General features: G+C 62.5%; 10 protein-coding genes, 1 tRNA gene and 1 pseudogene. 4 read left to right on the top strand and 8 right to left on the bottom strand.

From position 1 onward, the window contains the following. Positions 1 to 149: 149 nt before the first annotated feature. Positions 150 to 1,118, bottom strand: a complete 969-nt coding sequence (locus JS531_RS08680; protein WP_214315119.1) for a glycosyltransferase family 2 protein — start codon at positions 1,116 to 1,118, stop codon at positions 150 to 152. Positions 1,119 to 1,484: 366 nt separating this feature from the next. Here JS531_RS08680 and JS531_RS08675 point away from each other — a divergent pair, with 366 nt between their 5' ends. Continuing rightward, positions 1,485 to 4,556, top strand: a complete 3,072-nt coding sequence (locus JS531_RS08675) for an Ig-like domain repeat protein (protein WP_214315117.1) — start codon at positions 1,485 to 1,487, stop codon at positions 4,554 to 4,556. Between the two features lie 124 nt (positions 4,557 to 4,680). On the opposite strand, the gene JS531_RS08670 is transcribed toward JS531_RS08675, so the two are convergent. Next, positions 4,681 to 7,956: an RICIN domain-containing protein gene (locus JS531_RS08670; RefSeq protein WP_214315115.1), complete on the bottom strand. Its 3,276-nt coding sequence runs from the start codon at positions 7,954 to 7,956 to the stop codon at positions 4,681 to 4,683. A 192-nt stretch (positions 7,957 to 8,148) separates the two neighbouring features. On the opposite strand from JS531_RS08670, the gene JS531_RS08665 reads away from it, so the two are divergent. Together JS531_RS08665 and JS531_RS08660 are read left to right on the top strand one after the other, a co-directional pair. Then, the gene (locus JS531_RS08665; protein ID WP_214315113.1) at positions 8,149 to 9,318 is read left to right on the top strand and encodes an ImmA/IrrE family metallo-endopeptidase; all 1,170 of its coding nucleotides are present in this window, start codon (positions 8,149 to 8,151) and stop codon (positions 9,316 to 9,318) included. Next, positions 9,315 to 9,878, top strand: a pseudogene (locus tag JS531_RS08660) (DUF4411 family protein). Before JS531_RS08665 ends, JS531_RS08660 begins: the two are co-directional and overlap by 4 nt. Positions 9,879 to 9,942: 64 nt before the next feature. On the opposite strand, the gene JS531_RS08650 reads toward JS531_RS08660, so the two are convergent. Next, positions 9,943 to 13,173 carry an RICIN domain-containing protein gene (locus JS531_RS08650; RefSeq protein WP_240542133.1) on the bottom strand — a complete coding sequence of 1,077 codons (3,231 nt, stop codon included), beginning with the start codon at positions 13,171 to 13,173 and terminating at the stop codon, positions 9,943 to 9,945. Positions 13,174 to 13,790: 617 nt separating this feature from the next. On the opposite strand from JS531_RS08650, the gene JS531_RS08645 reads away from it, so the two are divergent. Next, positions 13,791 to 14,981, top strand: a complete 1,191-nt coding sequence (locus JS531_RS08645) for an ATP-binding protein (protein WP_214315107.1) — start codon at positions 13,791 to 13,793, stop codon at positions 14,979 to 14,981. A 28-nt stretch (positions 14,982 to 15,009) separates the two neighbouring features. Here JS531_RS08645 and JS531_RS08640 read toward each other — a convergent pair whose 3' ends face one another. The 5 genes from JS531_RS08640 to JS531_RS08620 form a co-directional block, all read right to left on the bottom strand. After that, positions 15,010 to 15,939, bottom strand: coding sequence for an AEC family transporter (locus JS531_RS08640; RefSeq protein ID WP_214315105.1), 930 nt, complete (start codon positions 15,937 to 15,939; stop codon positions 15,010 to 15,012). Between the two features lie 913 nt (positions 15,940 to 16,852). Next, a tRNA-Ala gene (locus JS531_RS08635) sits at positions 16,853 to 16,925 on the bottom strand. Between the two features lie 171 nt (positions 16,926 to 17,096). Further along, positions 17,097 to 18,452: a DUF4143 domain-containing protein gene (locus JS531_RS08630; protein WP_214315103.1), complete on the bottom strand. Its 1,356-nt coding sequence runs from the start codon at positions 18,450 to 18,452 to the stop codon at positions 17,097 to 17,099. A 409-nt stretch (positions 18,453 to 18,861) separates the two neighbouring features. Next, positions 18,862 to 19,548, bottom strand: coding sequence for a VTT domain-containing protein (locus JS531_RS08625; protein ID WP_214315098.1), 687 nt, complete (start codon positions 19,546 to 19,548; stop codon positions 18,862 to 18,864). A gap of 344 nt (positions 19,549 to 19,892) precedes the next feature. After that, positions 19,893 to 20,573: an HAD family phosphatase gene (locus JS531_RS08620; RefSeq protein ID WP_214315097.1), complete on the bottom strand. Its 681-nt coding sequence runs from the start codon at positions 20,571 to 20,573 to the stop codon at positions 19,893 to 19,895. Between the last annotated feature and the right edge of the window lie 139 nt (positions 20,574 to 20,712).

Genomic DNA, 20,712 nt, shown 5'->3' with positions numbered 1-20,712 from the left:
CCTGAACACCACGAAGAACGAACACACCAGCCGCCACCGGCAAGGCGAAGCACGCCCACGACAACCAAACAAAACCCGACACATCAACCCCCTACGGAATTGACAAAAACATAGGAACACCCCCCCCGTAGCGAATTGCAGGCATCTGTTCACTTGACAATGTGCTGCTCCTGTACAAGATAATTAGGCCGATTCTTTGTCTGCATGAACACACGCCCGAGGTACTCGCCGATAATGCCGAGGCTTAGCAGCTGGATGCCACCGAGAATCAGCACCACCACCATGGTGGACGCATAACCAGGTACGTCCACGCCCCAAGCCAGTGTTCGCACCAGAATGACGATGGCGTACACAATGGCTGCGAAGGACACCAGACTGCCCGCCCATGTGGCAATCTTCAACGGCATCGTGGTGAAGCTGGTGATGCCGTCCATGGCCAGATGGAACAGCTTCATGTAGTTCCACTTGGTCTTACCCGCCACGCGCTTGTCGCGGTCGTACAGGAACTCAATCTTCTTGAACCCGATCCAGCTGAACAACGCCTTGGAGTTCCTTTCGGACTCGTTGAGACGCTTCAACGCATCGATGCACTTGCGGTCCAACAGACGGAAATCACCGGTATCCTTCTGGATGGCCACGCCGGACACCTTCTGCAGAAGATCGTAATACCAGCGGCTGGTCGCCTTCTTCAACCAGCTCTCCCCCTCACGGGAACGTCTGCGTGCGTACACATCGTCATAGCCTTGACGCCACAGTTCAGCCATCTGAGGAATCAACTCCGGCGGATCCTGCAGGTCGGCGTCGATGATCACCAGGCCATCCGTATGTACGTTCTCGATGCCCGCATACATGGCCTTCTCCTTGCCAAAGTTACGCGACAGAAAGATGTACTCCACATACGCGTGTTCCCGCGCGTACCGCTTAATCAATGGACGGGTCTCATCCTTGGAACCGTCATCCACGAACAGCACCGTATATTCGATGTCACTGGTATTACCCACCAGAGCATCCATACGTTCGAACAGCAACGGCAACGATTCCTGCTCGTTATAGCAAGGAATCAGCACCGTAATCGTCCGTCTATCGGAAACTAGCTGTTCTCCGACCTTTACGTCCATATCTCACCTCAATACACAGTCAATCAACCAGATATATGGTAACCCAACGGAGTGTGATTCATCACAGGCTGTATTCTCATTTACAATGGTCACCCACCTGCTGAACATTTCCACCGGATGACATTGTTTCGTGCAGCCGGTTCACCGCGTAATGCCAACGCAATCCAGCCGATATCGTTCGGCAAGCTTCCGGAAACCTCCTACCCGCACCATGAACGGTGAAGAGGAGAGAGTCCGATGCAACAGCACCGCCGAACCAACCAGACGTTTTTCCGCGCATAGACCATCGCGCATGCCTGCATGCCGTGGCATATGCGCGCAACCGTTCCCATCTCCTCTCCACCGGTCTCACAGAGAGGAAGAAGCATGGGACTGTTCATCACATCACACGGAAAGCGGCTCGTCGCCATCGCAGGAGCGTTGACATTGGCGATCTCGCTGGGCATCGCGCCATTGACCGCAACGGCAGCACCCCAATCGCCCACCGAAACGCAATCGGCAAATGGCCAGACCATCTCATCCGGCGACAACTGGACAGTCACCAAAGTCGCCGGCGGCTACCAAGTCTCCGTCACCATCACCGGTGACCTGCCCATGCGTGACGCGGCACCGCACATCTACGCGGACGGCACCGACCTAGGCGCGGCACACGAAACCCTGGACGGTTCCGCAGTCACCCTCATCACCGACAACCCCACAGCTGCCGCCGCCAAAACGTTCGCCATCGGCTTCGACGACACCGGCATCACACCGAGAAGCAAAGCCAAGGCGCGCAAAAGCGCGCCGAACGCAACACCGGATGCGGAACCGGACGGCATCGCCAAAACCGTAGTCGACACGGACCTGGACAAACCCGGCCAATACCAAGTGGCCGAACAAACCTATGATCTGGGCGATCAGGCCATCGACCTCAAGGACATCGGCGGCATCAAAGGCGAATTCCGCGGCATCGCCTACTACCCCTCCAACAAAACCACGCCCAGTCCGCTCGTCGTCCTGCTCCACGGCCGTCACACCTCCTGCGCCACCGTCAAGGAAGGCGTGCAGAACCCCAACCGATACCCATGCGTGGACGGCCAAGTGGACGTGCCCAGCTATCTAGGTTACGAGTACACGGCCAAACTCTTGGCGTCCCGCGGCTATGCGGTGGTATCCATCAGCGCCAACGCCATCAACGCGAACGATAACCAGCTGGCCTCGGATTACGGCGCCGCCGCACGCGGCTGGCTCGTCCTCGACCATCTCGATTATCTCAAACGCGCGAACGCCGGCAGCGTGGACGGACTCGGCACCGCTCTAACCGGCCGTCTCGACCTCAGCAATATCGGCCTCATGGGTCACTCCCGTGGCGGAGAAGGCGTGGTGCGCGCCGCGCAACTCAACCAGACCCTAGACCAGCCGTACGCCATCAGATCCGTATTCGCACTGGCGCCCGTCGACTTCAGCCGCCTCACTCTCCCCGGCGTCTCCCTGATGACCACCCTGCCATACTGCGACGGCGACGTGAGCAACCTGCAAGGCCAGCATTTCATCGACGACACATCCGCCTCGTTCCAGGACGGCGTACTGCGCTCCACCGTGCTGGTACGCGGCGCGAACCACAACTTCTTCAACACCGTCTGGACGCCCGGCCAGTACGATCATGCGGCCAGCGACGACTGGGGTTATGCGGACGAAGACCAGACCAACCCCGTGTGCGGCGTGAACTCGCCCACCAGCGAGCGCCTCACGGACGAACAGGAACGTGCCGTGGGCAACGGCATCCTGCAATCCTGGTTCCTGTTCACCATGGGCGGAGACCAGCAGTATCTGCCGTTCTTCGACGGCAGCAATGTGACGAACTCCGTGTACGGCACAGCGAAGGTCTCCTCCACCGTTCAGACGCCCAGCGACGCACAGGCGTCCATCAACCCGTTCACCAGCCCGACCACCACCACGTCCACATCCGATACGGCCACGGCCATGATCTGCAGTGACGCGAAAAGCTGCGGCGCGGACCTGCCATCCTCACGCATCCCGCATTGGGCAGCCATGCGGTTCGCGAAATCCTCCCCCGGCACCGCGGTGATGAAGTTCGATTGGACCGCGAAGGATACCTCGTTGACGGTCGACGTGCCTTCCGCCTCCCGTGACGCATCCGGATACCAGTCGTTGAACTTCCGCGCCGCTCCCGGAGCGTTCGAAAACGCGGCGACCGACCTATCCATCATGCTGACGGACGCTGCAGGCGCTTCCGCCTCCGTCTCCACGGCCGACTATTCCGACGCGCTCTCCCCGTTGCCCGGCGACGGCGGCGACTACATCGGCAAGACGATACTGCGACAGGCGTCCATCCCATTAAGCGCATTCACCGGCGTGGACCTGACGAACGTGACCGCCGTACGCTTCTCCTCCCTGACGGACACGGGTACCGCGTACCTGTCCGATCTGGCATTCGCGAACCCCTCCGCCGGCTCCTCCACGCCCGCACCCAGCCTGCCGCAGGTGAGCGTCGGCAGTACGTACGTGAACGAAGGCAACGGCTCCCGTTCCGTGAAGGTCGGTATCACCTTGGACCGCAAATCCACGAAACCGGTGACCGGCCGATTCGAAGTGATCTCGAAAGTGAAGGACGGTCCGAACGCAGCCCCCGCCGCCACCGGGTTCACGTTCCAACCCGGACAGGACTGCGTGGTGGTGGATGTGCCGGTGACCGGGGATACCGCGAAATCCACCCAGCCGACCACATCGTTCACATCGACCATCGCCGTAGTATCCGGCGCGATCACGAAGAACACGTTCGCCCCGTTCACCATCCGCGAGGATGACGGCGTGGTGGATACGAATGGCAAGGATGCGGAATCCGCTCCGGACCCGGGCGCCGACCCGGACCCATGTGCCGGACGAAACCTGGCGGACAGCCGAACCATGGTCTCCGGACCGTCCACAGTCGAGGAAGGTTCCGACACTTCCGTGAAGGTCGAGGTCATCGGCATCAGCCAGAGCGCGAAGCCCACCGGAGCAGTCACTCTCACCGAGAACGGCCAGACGCTTGCCAGCGGCACGCTGGGCGAAGACGGCACCGTCTCCATCACCCTGCCGACGGATCTGACCGCAGGCGAGCACAAGTTGACCGTCACCTACAACGGAGACACCGCATTCGCCACATCGTCGGCGCTGTACACGGTAACCGTCACGAAGAAGACAGACACCGGTGGCGACGGTCAAGGCGGGACCGGTGGGACCGGCAATGGGACTGGCGGCACGACGGCCTCCGGCAAGCCGACCACACCCGATAACGGCGGCACAGGCAACGGCACGAACCGGAAGGCCGGTTCCTCGGCAACCGGCAGATTGTCCAAAACCGGTGTTGCGGTGACGGGTCTCCTGGCTGCAGCCCTAATCATGGGCGCCATCGGTACAGCATTGCTCAAGCGCCGCGGGCGCCATCGCCAGTAGCGGCGGATTCAATAGTTGGGCCCTGACGGATGTGATACCCGTCAGGGCCCTTCGCATGGCCGGTCAGCCGGAGCCACGGTTCTTACCGCGCCACCGCATGCCGACGTCCATGGCTTTTACCGCGCTACTTCACCACCCACTGCTGGGCTTTAGTACCGTTCGCGGCGTACAGCTGCACGTTCGCGCCGTTCGCCGTGGACCCGCCGGCCACGTCCACTACCATGTTCTCCGCTGCCGCCGAGCGCAGGGTCACACTGCCGTTCGCGTTCCTGACGGCAATCCATTTCTGCGCCCACGTGCCATTGCCCGCGAACTGCTGGATATTCGCGCCATTTGCGGTGGAACCACCACTCACGTCCAACACCTTGCCTGAGCCCACGTTCGTCAACGTCACGTAGCCCTTCGCATCATGGCTCACATGCCACTTCTGCGCGGCCGTGCCGTTCGACGCGAAGATCTGCACATTCGCACCGGAATCGCGCGAGCCTCCGCTCACATCCATCACCTTGGACGTGTTCGCCTTGGACGCGAACGTGACCGTGCCACCGTCCGTCAGCACCGACTTGTTCTTCGCTGCCGACTCATCGAGACGGGCCCGCAGCGTCTTGGCGGCGGTGAACGTCCACCGCTGCGCCTTCGTACCGTTCGAGGCGAAGATCTGCACGTTCGCACCATTCGCCGTGGAACCGCCGGACACGTCGACTACCGGCCCTTCAGCCGCAGCGGACCGCAGCGTCACCGTGCCGTCACCATTCTTCACCGCGATCCACTTCTGCGCCCACGTGCCATTGCCCGCGAACTGCTGCACATTCGCGTAATTCGCCGTGCTGCCGCCCGACACATCCAGCACCTTGCCGGACTTCGCATTCGTGAGCGTCACATAACCGGCCTTGTCATGCGAAACACGCCAGATCTGCGCATCCGTGCCGTTCCACCCGTACAACTGCACGTTCGCATAGTTCGCCGTGCTGCCGCCCGACACATCCAGCACCATGCTGTTCTTCGCGGCCGAGGACACCCGGTACGTGCCGTCCGCGACCACATCCTTGTTCGCCGTAGCCAGCGCATCCAAGCGCTCACGCAACGTCTGACGCTGATCCAACGTCCACTGCTGCGCCTTCGTGCCGTTGCCGGTGTACACCTGCAGGCGCGTGCCGCTGGCCGTATTGCCGCCCGAGATGTCCATGGCCTTCGTGGACTTGACGTTGAAGAACGTAAACACGGCATCGGAACCGGTCGTACGCACCATCCAATGCTGCGCCGCCGTACCGTTGGACGCATACTGCTGCAACGGCGTGCCGTTCGTGGTGCCACCACCGGAGGCCTCAATCACCTTGCCGGACTTCGCATTGGCGATCTCATACACACCGTTGCCCACGGCCTTGAACCGGTACAGCTGCGCATCGGAACCGTTCCAGCCGTACAGCTGCACACCGGCCTTGTCGGCAGTGGAACCGCCGGAGACGTCCACCACCTTGGTCTTGTCGGCCGCGGAGACGATGCGCACGGTCTTGCCGGCGGGCACGTCCGCATCCACGGACGCCAAGCCGAACTTCTGCGCCGCACTGTTGTTCGGCGCGTACAGCCATGCCTTCGTGCCGTCGGCGGTGGACCCGCCGGACAGGTCGAGCACGTACTCGCCCAACGCGGACTGCAGATAGTAACCGGCGCCGGAGTCACGCACGAACCAATGCTGGGCCGTGCTGCCGTTCGCCGTCCACTGGCGGACCGTAGCCTGGCTGGCGCCTACGCCGTTCTCCACATCCAGCACCTTGCCTGTGGCCACGTTCTTGATCTCATAACTGCCGTCCTGCTGCTTCGTGAACGTGAACCGCTGGTTCTCGCCGCCGGTCGCCTTGCTCAGCTGCGTGACGGCGCCGTCATCCGTGGCTCCCTCGGCGATCTCCACGCCGGAGGAGTCCTTCGCCACCGCGTTGATGTAATAGTCGCCGTCCGCAAGACTCACCTTCGGCATCTTCGAAACGCTCTGCAAGTACGACTGCGCCTTGTCCCTGATCTCCCCCATGCGGTTCCACACCTGCTGTCCGGGGCATTGGGTGCGGTTGAGGTTGCCGCCGGCCCAATGCGATTGGTCTCCGTGGCCGGTGATGCGCGCCTGCGTGCCCTTGTATTGGAACGTGCCGTACGGGTCGGTGATGCCGAGCGCGTCGAACTCCCACGCAATTGCTGCGGCTACGGAGTTGACTTGCGCGTCCGTGGGCGCCACGCTGAGATGGTAGCTGCCGAGCATGGAGACGCCGAACGTGTCGTAGTTGAAGCCCACGGATTGGGCTCCGACCACCTGGCTGGCGGGAACGATCTGGTTGGCCACGCCTTCGTCGCGTCCCTCCCAGATGCCGCCGAACCGGTCCACGATGAGCTGGTAGCCGATGTCGCCCCACCCGTTGTGCACGTTGTGGTACAGGTAGATGCCGTTGATCATGGCCGGCACCTCGGCCTGCGTGTAGTTGTTGCGGTCCACCGTGTGGTGCACGATCGCGCCCTTCCAATGGCCGCTGCGGTCCGGCTTCCACGTCATCGCCGGGTTGCCGTTGACCCACCATTCCTCGCGCGTGTGAATCGTGCCGGTCGCGGTGACGGCCGCGGCGTTCGTCACCGTGGCCTTCTTCGTGGTGGCCTTCGTGCCGGCCGTCGCGGTCCGCGTTGTCGCAGCCGACGCGGCCGTGCGGCCGCCGTCCGTGCCGTCCTGTTCGACGTAGGCGCCGCCTTCCGCGTCGCCCGCCGCCGAATAGCCGGAGTCGATGACGACGAGCTTCGCTTCGGTGATGGTCTGGCCGCTCTTCGGCGTGAGCCTCGCCTCCGCCTTCGTGGCCGCGCCCACGTAGTAGGACGGGCTCATGCCCATCGTGCCGGAATCCTCGTCCACGCTGGGCAGCTCCACCCAGTCGCTCCACGTGCCGCCGGTGAGATACCGCAGTTCGTACGTAGGCGCCTCGTCCGCGTCGGTCATGTCCTGCTGCGTCCACGTGACGCCCACCGTGGCCAGACCGGACACGTCGGCCTGCGCCGTCACGGTTTCGCCGGACTGCGGCTGCGCACCGTCGTCCTCGTCCAACGAATACGGCTTGACGCCGTCGGAACCGCCGTCGGCGGCCGATTCCGGCGTGAACGCCTCTTCCGCCGTCTTCGGCGTGTGCGTCTTCGCGACCTTCGTCACGCCGTCGGCGGACGTGTCCGCGACCTTGTCGGCCGTGGCCGTCACGGCGCCGGACGCGCCGGACGCCGTACGCACGGCCATACGCGCCGCATCGGACGCCGACACCCCGTCGGCCATGGCCGGCGCCGCCGGCACCATCATCACGAGCGCGGCGAGCGCGCCCACCCCAATCTTCCACGGATTCCCACGCATGACGACGTCTCTCCCGTCTTCCGACTTCACGATTCCCTCGCCCGCACACGCCATCGGCGGGCCACACCGTTCCATCGTATCGACGGAAACCTACAACGCCGCGGGCCGACAGCTACTTCCGCGCCCGCGACTTTGCGACGTCGCAGACGCATTCCCAGCCAAACCCCGTACAATCGGAAGTAATTCACCCCTTGTCGTCGCATCAGGAAAGGAGATGCTCGCATGACTGCAACCGTGGACGTGAGCCTCGCCCCCGAAGTGCTGGACTGGGTGCTGCGCATAAGTCCCGCCGATCATCACGACGATCCGCAAAGACGCATCGTCCAGCAGTGGAAATCCGGGGAACGTCAGCCGAACATCAGGGACATCAACGAGGTAAGCCGCAAACTGCACATCCCCTTCAGCTACTTCTTCCTCACGCAGCCCATAGACGACACCCCGGCGATATTCGAGCACCGCACCATCGGCAACGGACCATTGAAGACGCCGTCCCGCGACCTTGTGGATACGGTCGCCGACATGTCCAGAATCCAGGACTGGGCCAGACAGGATCAAATCGACAACGGCGGCGAACCGTTGCCATTCATCGGGTCCATGACCGTGAAGTCTGGTGTGGTTCGCATAGCCGATTCCATTCGCAAGACACTGGGAATCGAAAAGACCTGGTACACACAGCTGGGAACGCGCAAAGCGGAGGAAGCATTCACGCTCCTTCGTGAACGCGCGGCTCAGACGCAAATCATCGTCATGATGAACGGAGTGGTGGGAAACAACACCCACAGAAAACTCAACCCCGAAGAGTTCCGGGCCTTCGCTCTTGTCGACGAATACGCGCCGCTGATATTCATCAATCGCGCGGACGAACCGGAGACCGCACGGCTGTTCTCCCTGGTACACGAATTCGCCCACCTGTGGCTGGGGCAGGATGAACTGTTCAACGACGGCACACCACCTCGTGCCACCAGCGGTCTTGAGCAGGCCTGCAATGCGGTCGCCGCGGAAATACTGATGCCAACCAAGGAATTCACAGCCGAATGGCATCGGGTCACTCACAGCGGGGTGCCCGTTGAGCAGCGCATCGAAAAGATGCACGAGATATTCCCCGCATCTTGGACCAGCATCGCGCTCCGTGCGCTCAACAGCGGTTCCATCAGCCAGACGGAATACGAACGCATCACCGATGCCGCACAACGCTGGGCTACGCGACAGACCGCGACGTCTTCCCCTGGAGGCAATTACTACAACACCAAACTCAGCCGATTCGATAATCGCCTGTTGGACCATCTCGTGGCCTCCGTCGCGGAAGGACGTACCTCCTACGTCGAGGCATACCGACTTACCGGCACGAACCGACGGACCTTCCCTGAACTGCTGAAGAGGGCAGGGCTATGAGTACAACCAACGGATCTACGCAGGCATCACTGTTCTCGGACGTCGCGCCAAAGTATCTCATCGACACCAACTGTCTCATCAAGCCGTACAACACGTACTACGCACCGGATTTCAAGCTGTCTCAGCCTTTCTGGAATCAACTGAAGACGTTGGTGAAGCAAGGAGCCGTCGGAGTGCTGGATAAGGTGCGCGACGAAACATACGGAGGGCGCGATTCCGACCAATTGGATATCTGGCTGGACTCCATCACGCCATACGTCATTGCCACGGAGAACGATGTCCGCATCGTCACCGGATTCCACCACGTCATACAAGCAATCGGCCTACCTTCCAGCGGCTACCAACCCAAAGCGATTCGGGACTGGGATAACATCAGCATTGCGGACCCATAGTTGATTGGAGCGGCCAGTCAGTTCCAATCAACCATCATCACGTTCGAGAAGTCCCAAAACATGAACGACCGTCCGTGGAAACACCTGAAGATTCCCACAGTCGCGAACATGTTCGGTGTGCAATGCATCGACCTGTTCACGTTCATGAACAAAGCGGGCGGCTTCTAAAGAAGCCACCCGCCAATCCCGCCGATAAATCAGCAGCCGTTCACAGCACCTACCGCACCGCGGCCTACTTCCGCTGAGCCACCCACTGCTGGGCGGCGGTGCCGTTCGCGGCGTACAGCTGCACGTTCGCACCACTCGCGGTGGAACCGCCCGCGATATCCACCACCATGTTCTCCGCGGCGGCAGAACGCAACGTCACGCTGCCGTTCGCGTTCCTGACCACGATCCACTTCTGCGCCCACGTGCCGTTCGACGCGAACTGCTGGATGTTCGCACCATTAGACGTGGAACCGCCCGACACATCCAGCACTTTGCCGGACTTCACGTTCTTCAACGTCACATAGCCCTTCGCATCATGCGAGACACGCCACTTCTGCGCGGCCGTGCCGTTCGAGGCATAGATCTGCACGTTCGCATAATTCGCCGCGGAGCCACCGGACACGTCCAGCGCACGGCTCGTCTTCGCCTTCGCCGCGAACACGTAGGTCGCGCCATCCGCCAGCGCGGACCGGTTCTTCGCAGCCGACTCGTCCAACCTGCCGCGCAGCGTCTTGGCCACGGTGAACGTCCACCGCTGCGCCTTCGTGCCGTTCGAGGCATACTGCTGCACGTTGGCGCCGTTCGCGGTGGAACCGCCGGCGACGTCCAGCACGATGCCGTCCACCGCGGCGGACCGCAGCGTCACCGTGCCGTCGCCGTTCCTCACCGCGATCCACTTCTGCGCCCACGTGCCGTTCGACGCAAACTGCTGCACGTTCGCACCGCTCGCCGTGCTGCCGCCCGAAACGTCCAACACCTTGCCGGATTTCGCGTTCTTCAACGTCACATAGCCCTTCGCGTCATGCGAGACCACCCAGCGCTGCGCGTCCGTGGCGTTGTCCGCATACAGCTGCACGTTCGCGTAGTTCGCCGTGCTGCCGCCCGAAACATCCAGCACGCGGCTGGCCTTCGCGGCCGACGCGACCTTGTACGTACCATCCGCGAGCGCGCCCTTGTTCGCGGCCGCGGCCGCGTCGAGGCGCTCACGCGGCGTCTGCTGCTTGTCCAGCAGCCACTGCTGGGCGACGGTGCCGTTGTACGTGTACGTCTGAAGCTTCGCCTGGGAGATGACGGTGCCGCCCGGAATGTCGACGGCCTTCGCGGACTTCGCGCTGAGGAACGTGAGCTTGCCGTCGACGTCGACCACGGACCAGCGTTGCGCCGCCGTGCCGTTGGACGTGTACTGCTGGATGGCCACCGAGTTGCCGGTGCGGCCGCCCGCGGTCTCCAGCGTCTTGCCGGAGTTCGCGTTCGCGATCTCGTACACGCCGTTGCCGATCTCCTTGAACCGGTAGATCTGCGCGGCGGAACCGTTCCACGCGTACAGTTGCGTCTTCGCGTTGTTCGTCGTGGAAGCGCCGGTCATGTCGATGACGTACGTCGTGTTCTTCACGGAACGCAACCGGACGGACGTGCCCGTGGGCACGCGCGTCGAAGCGGAGACGGACGCGAGCGAGAACTTCTGCGCGTCGGAGCCGTTCGGCTCGTACAAGGCCACCGTGGTGCCGTTCGCGGTGTTGCCGCCGGCGATGTCGAGCACCCAGTTGCCGAGCGCGGACTGCAGGTACCAGCCGGCGCCGGAGTCGCGGATGAACCAGCGTTGGGCCGCGCTGCCGTTCGCGTCGTACTGTTGGACGGTCGCGTTGTTGCCGGCGTTGCCGCCCGAGACGTCGAGCACCCTGCCGGCACCGACGTTCTTGATGACGTAGCTACCGTCCGACTGCTTCGTGAACGTGAACTGCTGCGCCTTGGTCCTGTTGGCATCGTACAGCTGCGTCTTCACGCCGTTCGCGGTGTTGCCGCCCGCGATCTCGACGCCCGCCGAGTTCTTCTTGGCGGAGTTGATGTAGTACGTGCCGTTCGGCACGGCAATCGCATCCAAGGTGCGCACGTCCGTGGCGGCCTGGTACGTCTTGTATCCGAACGCGTTGAGGTCGACCTTGCCGCTGATGCCGTTGATGGTGCCGGAGCTGGTGTACTGCCAGCCGCGGTCGTTGGACGGCCACGCCGTGTACTGCATCCTGGCGCCGTACTGGGCCACCCAGCGGGTCTTCGCGTGAATGCTGGAACTGTTGAGCTCGTTGGCGAGATAGCTCGTGTACGAGTAGACGCTCAGGTTCGTGTAGCCGGCGTTCCGCATCTGCGTGTACCACGCGTTCACGATGCCCTCGTACACGCTCGGATTGGTGGGGTGCGCGTGTCCGGTCCACGACCACGCCTCCAGGTCGTAGTACACGGGATACGACATGTCGCCCGGGTTCACGCCCGCCTGCTTGAGCAGGTTCGCCACGTTCGCACCCTCCTTGGCGCCCGTGGACGCGTCATACGCGTACGAGTACAGGTAGACGCCGAACGGGATGCCGAGACGCTTGCACTCGTTGATGTTGCGTTGCGCCTTCTTGTCAAGACCGTTGCCCCAGCCGTAGCCGATGCGGATGATCGCGCCCTCCACGCCGGCGTTCTTCGCCTTCTGCCAGTCGATGTCGCCCTGCCATTCAGACACGTCCACCACGCCCTTCGCCTGCTGGACGAACAGGGTGCCGCCCTTGCTGAAGAACGCGGGCGTGCCGTTGTACGAACCCCAGTACGCGCCGTACTCGTTGTTCTGCAGCGCGGCCGTCGTCACACGGGCGGTGTCGGAGGCGCGGGTCGGCGCGACGGACGCGGACTGGTCGGACGCGGCGTCATCGGACTTGTCGGACGAATCGGACGCACCATCGGACTCGCCGGACGCGGACGCATCGCCCTCCACGTCGCCGCCGTTCGCGGCGACCTTGTCCTTCACCTCCGCGGCGTCGACCGGAATGAACGACGCGCCGTCGGTCTTCGCCAACGGATCCGGCTGCTCGCCGGACGTACCCACCAACTGCGGGTCGGTCACCGTCTCACCGGTCTGAATGTCCTTCAACTCGCCGTCGTCGGTCAACGCATGCGACTCCGACACCACGGTGTCGTCGTCCGCGATGTCCGACGCGACCTTGTCCGGCAGGGCAGCGTCAGGATTGTCCGGCATCGCGTCGGCCGCCGTCGCGTCCGACGCGGCGACCGGCTGGGCCGCGAACGCGGACAAGCCGGAACCGGACGTACGGGAGCCCGCGGAAGCGGACGCGGACGCATCGGACGTCATACCCGTCGTCGCACCCGTCGCGCCGCCCAACGCCACGTCCTCCAACGCGGACGCCGGCGCCACGCACACCCCCGCGGCCAACGCCACCGACGCGGCGAACGCAATCGCACCCGTCATCCTCTTCGCCATCACGCCATTCCTTTCACCGCGCACCGAACCATGCATCGGACCGCACAACAGACCATGCACCGCACATCCCCATCCGGACGGACGCGCGCGCCAAACACTCCCCCGATTCTCGCACGGGGGTAGGGCATTCCCGCATCGCGCACACGGCCGGACGACGACCGGCGCGAGTCACGCACCTACCGCGCCGACGCGGGAAGATTCAGAGGCGTGAACATACGCGTGGATCCGGCGATATGACGGAACCCATAGTGTTCGTAGAACGCGACGGACCTGTCCATAGCCGGCTCCACCAACAATGCACGCGCGCCGATGGGCCCAGCGGCATTCAGCGAGCGCAACACGGCGTCACGCAACAATTGCCCACCCACGTGCATGGTCTGGAAGCGGACATCCACGCCAAGCATGCCCAGCAGACTCGGTTGTGTGCCTCGATGGGCGTCTCAATGCCCGCACGAAAAAGCGATTTCTACCAGAACACAGCATTCAAATCCGCAAAACGAAAAGTTCTACCAAAAAAGTGGTAGAACTTCATAAAAACCTATATACTTATCAGAAAACTGATAGGTTTTGCAAGGATAACAGCAAACGGCATCCAGAGGGGAAGGAACAGCCACATCATGATCGAACGACCGGCATACATGGACTGGCTGGAACGCTGGCAAGACAAAGACGTCATCAAAGTCATCACCGGACTGCGCCGCTGCGGTAAATCCACCGTGCTCAAACTCTTCCGAGAACGACTCCTCACCAAAGGAGTGGACTCGAATCGCATCATCGCCATCAACTTCGAAAGCATGGACGACGACTACCCCACCGAGGCAAAACCCCTCTACGACTACATCGTCTCCCGGCTGACGCCAGGCGCCATGAACTACGTGTTCCTGGACGAAATCCAACACGTACGAGAATTCGAACGCGCCGCCGACGGCCTCTACGTACGCGACGACGTGGACCTATACCTCACCGGCTCGAACGCGGACCTGCTCTCCAGCGAACTGGCCACACGACTCACCGGCAGATACGTGGAACTCCGCATGCTCCCCCTGTCATTCAAGGAATACCGCAGCACCCGCCCCCAGACGGAACTCCCCGAACAATCCTTCAACCGATACCTGCTGTACGGCGGACTGCCCTACGCGGCCACGCTCGACCACGATCAGGACATCGCCGACTATCTGGGCGGCGTGTTCAACACCATCCTGGTCAAGGACATCGCACAGCGCCACCCACGCATCGACACCATCGCATTCGACGAAGTCGCCTCATTCCTCGCGGACAACGTCGGCAACATCACCTCCGTGAAAGGCATCGCAGACGCCATGAAACAAACCCACCGCAGCGTCTCCCCCACAACGGTAGGCGAATACATCGCGGCCCTACGCGAAAACTACCTGCTGTTCCGGGCCGACAGATACGACATCAAAGGCAAGAACTATCTGAAAACCCTTGAGAAATACTATCTGGGAGACCCCGGGTTCCGATTCTGGTTCCTCGGCAAGACCGGCGGTGACCTCGGCCACCGCATCGAGAACGTCATCTATCTGGAACTGCTCCGCCGTTTCAGAACCGTACATATCGGCAAAATAGGCACCACCGAAGTGGACTTCTACACACCGGACCCGCAAGGTGACCGCTATTACCAAGTCTCACTGACCGTCATGGACGAATCCACGCTCTCCAGAGAACTCAAACCACTACAGTCCATCGACGACAACCATCCCAAAACACTACTCACCATGGACCACATCGGAACGGACGACCACGCCGGCATCAGACAAGCCAACATCATCGACTGGCTGCTGGAATAGACGACCACGCCAGTCGCCACACTAGTCGCTACGCGCCGGGCAGCAGCGCGTGCAAGGCGGTCATCACGACGAGACTGATGACCGCCGTGACGGTCAGGGAGAAGCCGGCGAGCTTCGCATTGCCGGTCAGCGAATCCGTGAACTTCGTGGAGAAGATCGTGATCGGGGCGAACGCGCCGAGGACGATGATCTCACGGATACGCATGTCGAACGGCAGCAGGAACCACGCGGCGAGCGCAATCAGCACACCGAACAACGCACGCCAGGCGATCACTTTGGCGAGCTCCACTCTGTCCTTGCGGCTGTCCGGAACCTCCATCATCAGACCGATCATCGCCATCGCACAGAACGCGTTCGCATTGGCGAACGGCGTGATCAGCGTGACGATCGGCTGCGGAATGGTGATATGCAGGAACATGAACACGAGCATCAGCATGTAGATGTCGAAGCTGATGGAACCAAGGAAATCACGCGCGATGTTGCGCAGACGCAGACTCAACGGGAGACTCTTGAAATTGTCGTCCATGTGCAGCAGCGTGCGCGTGATGGTGAGCGAACCGGCCGTCGCCACCGTGGCGTTGCCGATATCCAACATGATGACCGGCAGGCCCGCGGACGCACCCATGAACGTCTGCACCACCGGCAGACAGAACGCGCCCAGATTCAAGCCGGACGCATTGAGCATCTGGAACGCGCGGTAGTTGCGCTCATCGCCGCGCGAGCCCGCGTAGACCACGAACAGCGGGATGGCACAGGCGAAGAAGCCGAACAGCACGATCCACAGCATGCGCATGTCATGCTTGTTCGTGGCGAACGAAAGGATGATCGCGCACGGCAACGTGAGATTGAATACAAGGCCCTGCGCCACCTTGTAGTCGCGTTCGCCGAAGATGTGCAGATGTTTGAGCGCGTACGGGCCGATGATGGCGAGCAGCAGCGCGCCGGATTGGAACAGCATGGGTGGGTTCTCGGGTTTCCTTGGGGTTGTCAAGCGGCGCGTCTGGGCGCGCCTGGGACGTCTGGAGCGTCTGGGAGCGTCTGAGGGCGTCTGGGGGCGGCGATTCGAATCGTGCCTTCCGCGTCCCCATGCTATGCAGTCATGGGACACGGGTTGATGCGACGTCCAGCATGTGCCCGCGGACATGTTCCAGATTCCATCCAGACTTCGCACCATGGGATTTGTGGCACCGAAACGGGGAACAGCACCCCTCACGAGCTCCGGACCAACAGGCCATGGGCCGGAACGCAAGAACAAGCACAATCCACACTCCGGGTCCACATACCACACAGACCGATGCACCCGGAACGAGGAAACCGGTCACCGACGCGCTCCGGACCACCGGTTCCCGGGCCGGAATGAGGAAACGCGCCCGTCACGTGCTCCGGGGCCACGAATCGTGACACCGGAACGCGGAACAACACCCCTCACACACTCCGGACCAACAGGTCATGGGCCGGAACGGAGGAACAAGCACAATCCACACTCCGGGTCCACATACCACACAGACCGATGCACCCGGAACGAGGAAATCAGCCACTCACACGCTCCAGACCAACAGGTCTTGGTCCGGAACTGACACGAAGCCCGATTCCGTGCTCCGGGGCCACGAATCGTGACACCGGAACGCAACACAACACCCCTCACGCACTCCGGGCCAACAGGTCATGGGCCGGAACGCAAGAACAAGCACAATCCACACTCCGGGGCCACGAGTCCGCGGTACACAACACCCCAATGATGGGCTGTGCTGTGATGTACCAGCGGACCGTTCGCAGACTTGGCCGAGCAGCAGCCGCGAGGACCCGCCAGCCGCTCTGACGGCCAAGCGGAAAAAGAAAAACCCTCCGGAGGTGGAATTCCGGAGGGTTTGTGGAGCTGATGGTAATCGAAACCACGACCTCTTCGATGCGAACGAAGCGCTCTACCAACTGAGCTACAGCCCCTTGGTTTGTTGTCTTGCTCTGCAGGACAACTCGTTTGATAATAGTCGTTTTTCACAATCCCGCAACTCGACACACGGAGAATTTGCCCACATGGACGATGTCATCACCGATAACGACGGCACCAGCACCACCAGCACCAGCACCATCTCGCCGGCTTCGGCACGGCCGCCATCATCGTCCCAATGTGGCAACGGGTATCACGTAGATGCCGTCCTCCCGACGATAGGCGAACTCCCCCACGCCGACGAGAACAGCCAGGAACTCCGGCTCGCGCGTCCTGGCCCCGGGATTGCGCAGCAGTTTCTCACGCATGCGGTTCAGATTCGCCGCGGCCGCAGGCACCTTGTCCTCACTTGCTTTGATTTCGACTCCCGCCCATCGCCCATCAGCCAGTTCGATGATGACGTCGCATTCCAATCCGGAATCGTCATGGTAGTACCGCACCGGTTCCATGCCGATGTCGGGCAGAGCGCGGGCGTAGACCAGCAGATCGCGTACGCACAGGTTTTCGAAGAGCAGACCGAACGTCTGCCAGTCATCGAGCAGCGCGGCGGGACCGACGCCGAGAACGGCGGCCGCGATGGACGGATCGGCGAAATACCGGCGCGGTTTGGTCTGCAGCCGCTTGGGGTCACGCGCCGGAGGCACCCATCCTCGCACCGGGTCGATGACGAACATGTTCTCGAACATCGCCACGTATTCCGACACCGTGCGTTCGGATACGAAATCGTCGAGGTTTTCTTCCGCCCCATACATATCCTTGCGCAATGTCTTGAACGTGACCGCCTGACTGATGTTGCGGGCGAGCGAGTCCAGCAGCCGACGCGCGACATCCGGATTCCTTCCCTGCTTCGCAACCCCCTCCGACAACGTCAGCCGCACATATTCGCGAATCAGGATCTGCGCGTCGGCGACGGGCATAGCCTCCGCTTCGGGCCATCCCCCACGGCACACGGCATCCAGCAACGTACGCGTATCGGTCTCGCAACGCGCCGACGCGAAACGGTGGTCGAACAAGGCCGCAAGGCTGACCGCGCCGTTGGAGATGCCCGATTCCGCCAAAGTCATCGGATTCATTCGGATGCGTCCGATTCGCCCCGCACCGCTGTGCTGCGGCATCTCCTGCTTGAGCGGCGTGGATGAGCCGGTGAGCAGCCACCGCCCCTTCTCTCCAGGCTCGTCGTCGACGCCATGACGGACCTCATCCCAGATGCCCGGCGCGAGTTGCCACTCATCGATGACGTGCGGGCGGTCGCCAATCAGCATCAGCGACGGGTCGGCCTTGGCCACGGCCAGATTGTTGTTGCGATCGACGTAGGTGATGCTGGCACCATGCGCACGCGCGGACCAGGTCTTGCCGCACCATTTGGTACCGGCGATTTCGACCGCGCCGAAGATGCGCATGTATCGTTCGATCTGCTCATCGACGATGCGGGGACGGTATCCGGCAGGCCTGATGCCCTCCGGCCGACCCGCGGTCTTCTCTCCTATCGGCGTTCCACTTCCCGCAGACTCGGGTATGACCATGATTCCTGCCCCTTCCTCGACGCCCGGATCTCACGACTGCAATAATCCGAAAATCTCAACTACCAAAATCCGAATTCTCCAACTACAATAATCCGAAAATCTCAACTACCAAAATCCGAATTCTCCAACTACAGAAATCCGAATCGAGGGGGGGCGGCGCGACCGGGGACAGCCCGGTCCACTCCTCCGTCCCGGCATGGATGGAGACAGCCCGGCCCACTCCTCCGCCCCTCCGCCCCGGCACGATCCGGCGCGCCCCGGCGCGAACACAACCGCGAGTACGACAAAGGCCCGACCCCAAAGGGTCGGGCCTTGAATGTCACGAAACGCCCAGCACTCGTGCCACGGCCGTCACACACTCACGAGACGCCCCAGCACTCGTGCCACGCGCGCCACACTCGCCCCATACTCACTCCGCGGCTTCGGCCTCGGCCGGCTTCTTCTTGCCGAACTTGGCCTTGACGAGGCCCACGATGGTCGGAATCAGCGAGACCAGCAGGATGAGCACGATGACGAGCTCGAAGTGCTGCTGCACGGCGGGGATGTTGCCGAAGAAGTAGCCGAGCAGCGTGAACAGGGACGACCAGATGAAGCCGCCGAGCACGGAGAACGGCGTGAACCGCCTCCAGCGCATGCCGGAGATGCCGGAGATGAACGGCATGAACGTGCGGATGAACGGGAAGAATCGGCCGAGGAACACGGCGAGCGGGCCCCACTTCTCGATCATCGCTTCGGTCTTGGCGATGCGCTCGGGCGTCATGGCCTTGACCTTGCCGGATTCGATGATGCGACGGCCGAAGAAGTGGCCGATGAAGTAGTTGCACTGGTCGCCGATGATCGGCGCGCACCACACCACGGGCAGCAGGAAGTGCAGCGGCAGGGCCACCTGGCCGGTCTGCGCGTCGGGCGCGGCGAACACGCCGGCGGCGAACAGCAGGGAGTCACCGGGAAGGAACGGGAAGAACACCACGCCCGTCTCGATGAAGATGATGAGGAAGATGAAGCCGAGCGTGGGGGCCACGCCCATGGCGATCCAGCTGGCGATGGCCGCGCGCGGATCCTTGAGCAGTTCGATGATGAAATGTACGAAACCCATGTTTTCCTGTGTGATTCCTGTTCAGCGATGGTTCATGCCGCCAAGGCCTGAGCCCGTGGGGCGGGCCGCCGATCGCCGTCTGGCCGCCGGGGCGCCGGTCAGGTGGACGGCGGGCGGACGTCGGCATGCGGACCGTCCATCACGATACCAGCAGCCCCCATAAGAAACCACTAGGAAAAATCACCGGGAAGCGAAGGAATCGCGAAGACCGACGACCACGCACACGCCGCACACACCGCACACACCGCACACACGCCGCACGTACGCACGACACACACGCACGCGTGCGCGCGGCGTCACCGCCCGTCCACGATCCGCCCGTCCGCGATCCGCCCCGGCCAGCCTCACTCGCCGTCGCTTGCGAGACGTTCGCGTACGAACCCGTCGACGGCCTCCGCGTCGACGCCTTCGTAACCGTCGATGGACTTGAACTGCGGCCCCTGCGACGTGTCGGTGCGGATGGTGCAGGTCTGCGCGATGAGCGTGGCGCCGGACGCTGCGCCCGCGGTGAGGCCCACGAGCGTGTCCTCGAACACCACGCACCTGGCCATGTCCTCGCGTGCGATGCCGAGCTTGGATGCGGCGAGCAGGTAAGGTTCGGGCGAGGGCTTGTGCTTGGCGTCGTCGTCGCCGCACACGTATCCGGCGAACAGGCCGGGGGCTGCGTCGAGCACGTTCTCCACAATCGGGCGCGGCGAGGTGCTGACGAGCACGGACGGCACGCCGGCCTCCTTGAGGGAGCGCAGGGTGTCGAGCACGCCGGGGATCCACGGCATGTGCGCCTTTTCGTGGTCGAACACGTACTGCTTGAGCTGCTTGTCAATCGCTTCGACGCTCAACGTGCATCCGTGTTCGATCATCTTGCGGGCCACGTCGGGCACGGGGGTGCCGGAGCATTCCCAGCCGAGTTCCTCGGTCCAGTGTCCGTTGTTGGCTTCGGCGATCTCGATTTCGCCGTCATGCCAGAGGGGTTCGGAATCGATGAGCGTGCCGTCGAGATCCCAGAACACGGCTTTGACCTGCATGTTTCCTCCGTCCGTCGTGCGATGCGCGTGTGCGTCGGCGATCCGACCGCCCGCAATGCGGTCTCCCGCCTTGCGATGCGCTCCGATCGCGCATGGCTTCCGCCATCATCTCACCAAACGGGTACGACGGACACGGCGT

Source organism: Bifidobacterium sp. CP2 (assembly GCF_018555635.1).
In the GTDB taxonomy this organism is placed as follows: Bacteria; Actinomycetota; Actinomycetes; order Actinomycetales; family Bifidobacteriaceae; genus Bifidobacterium; species Bifidobacterium saguinibicoloris.
Note: the sequence above shows the minus strand (reverse complement) of the source record. Positions and strands in the feature narration are given on the sequence as shown.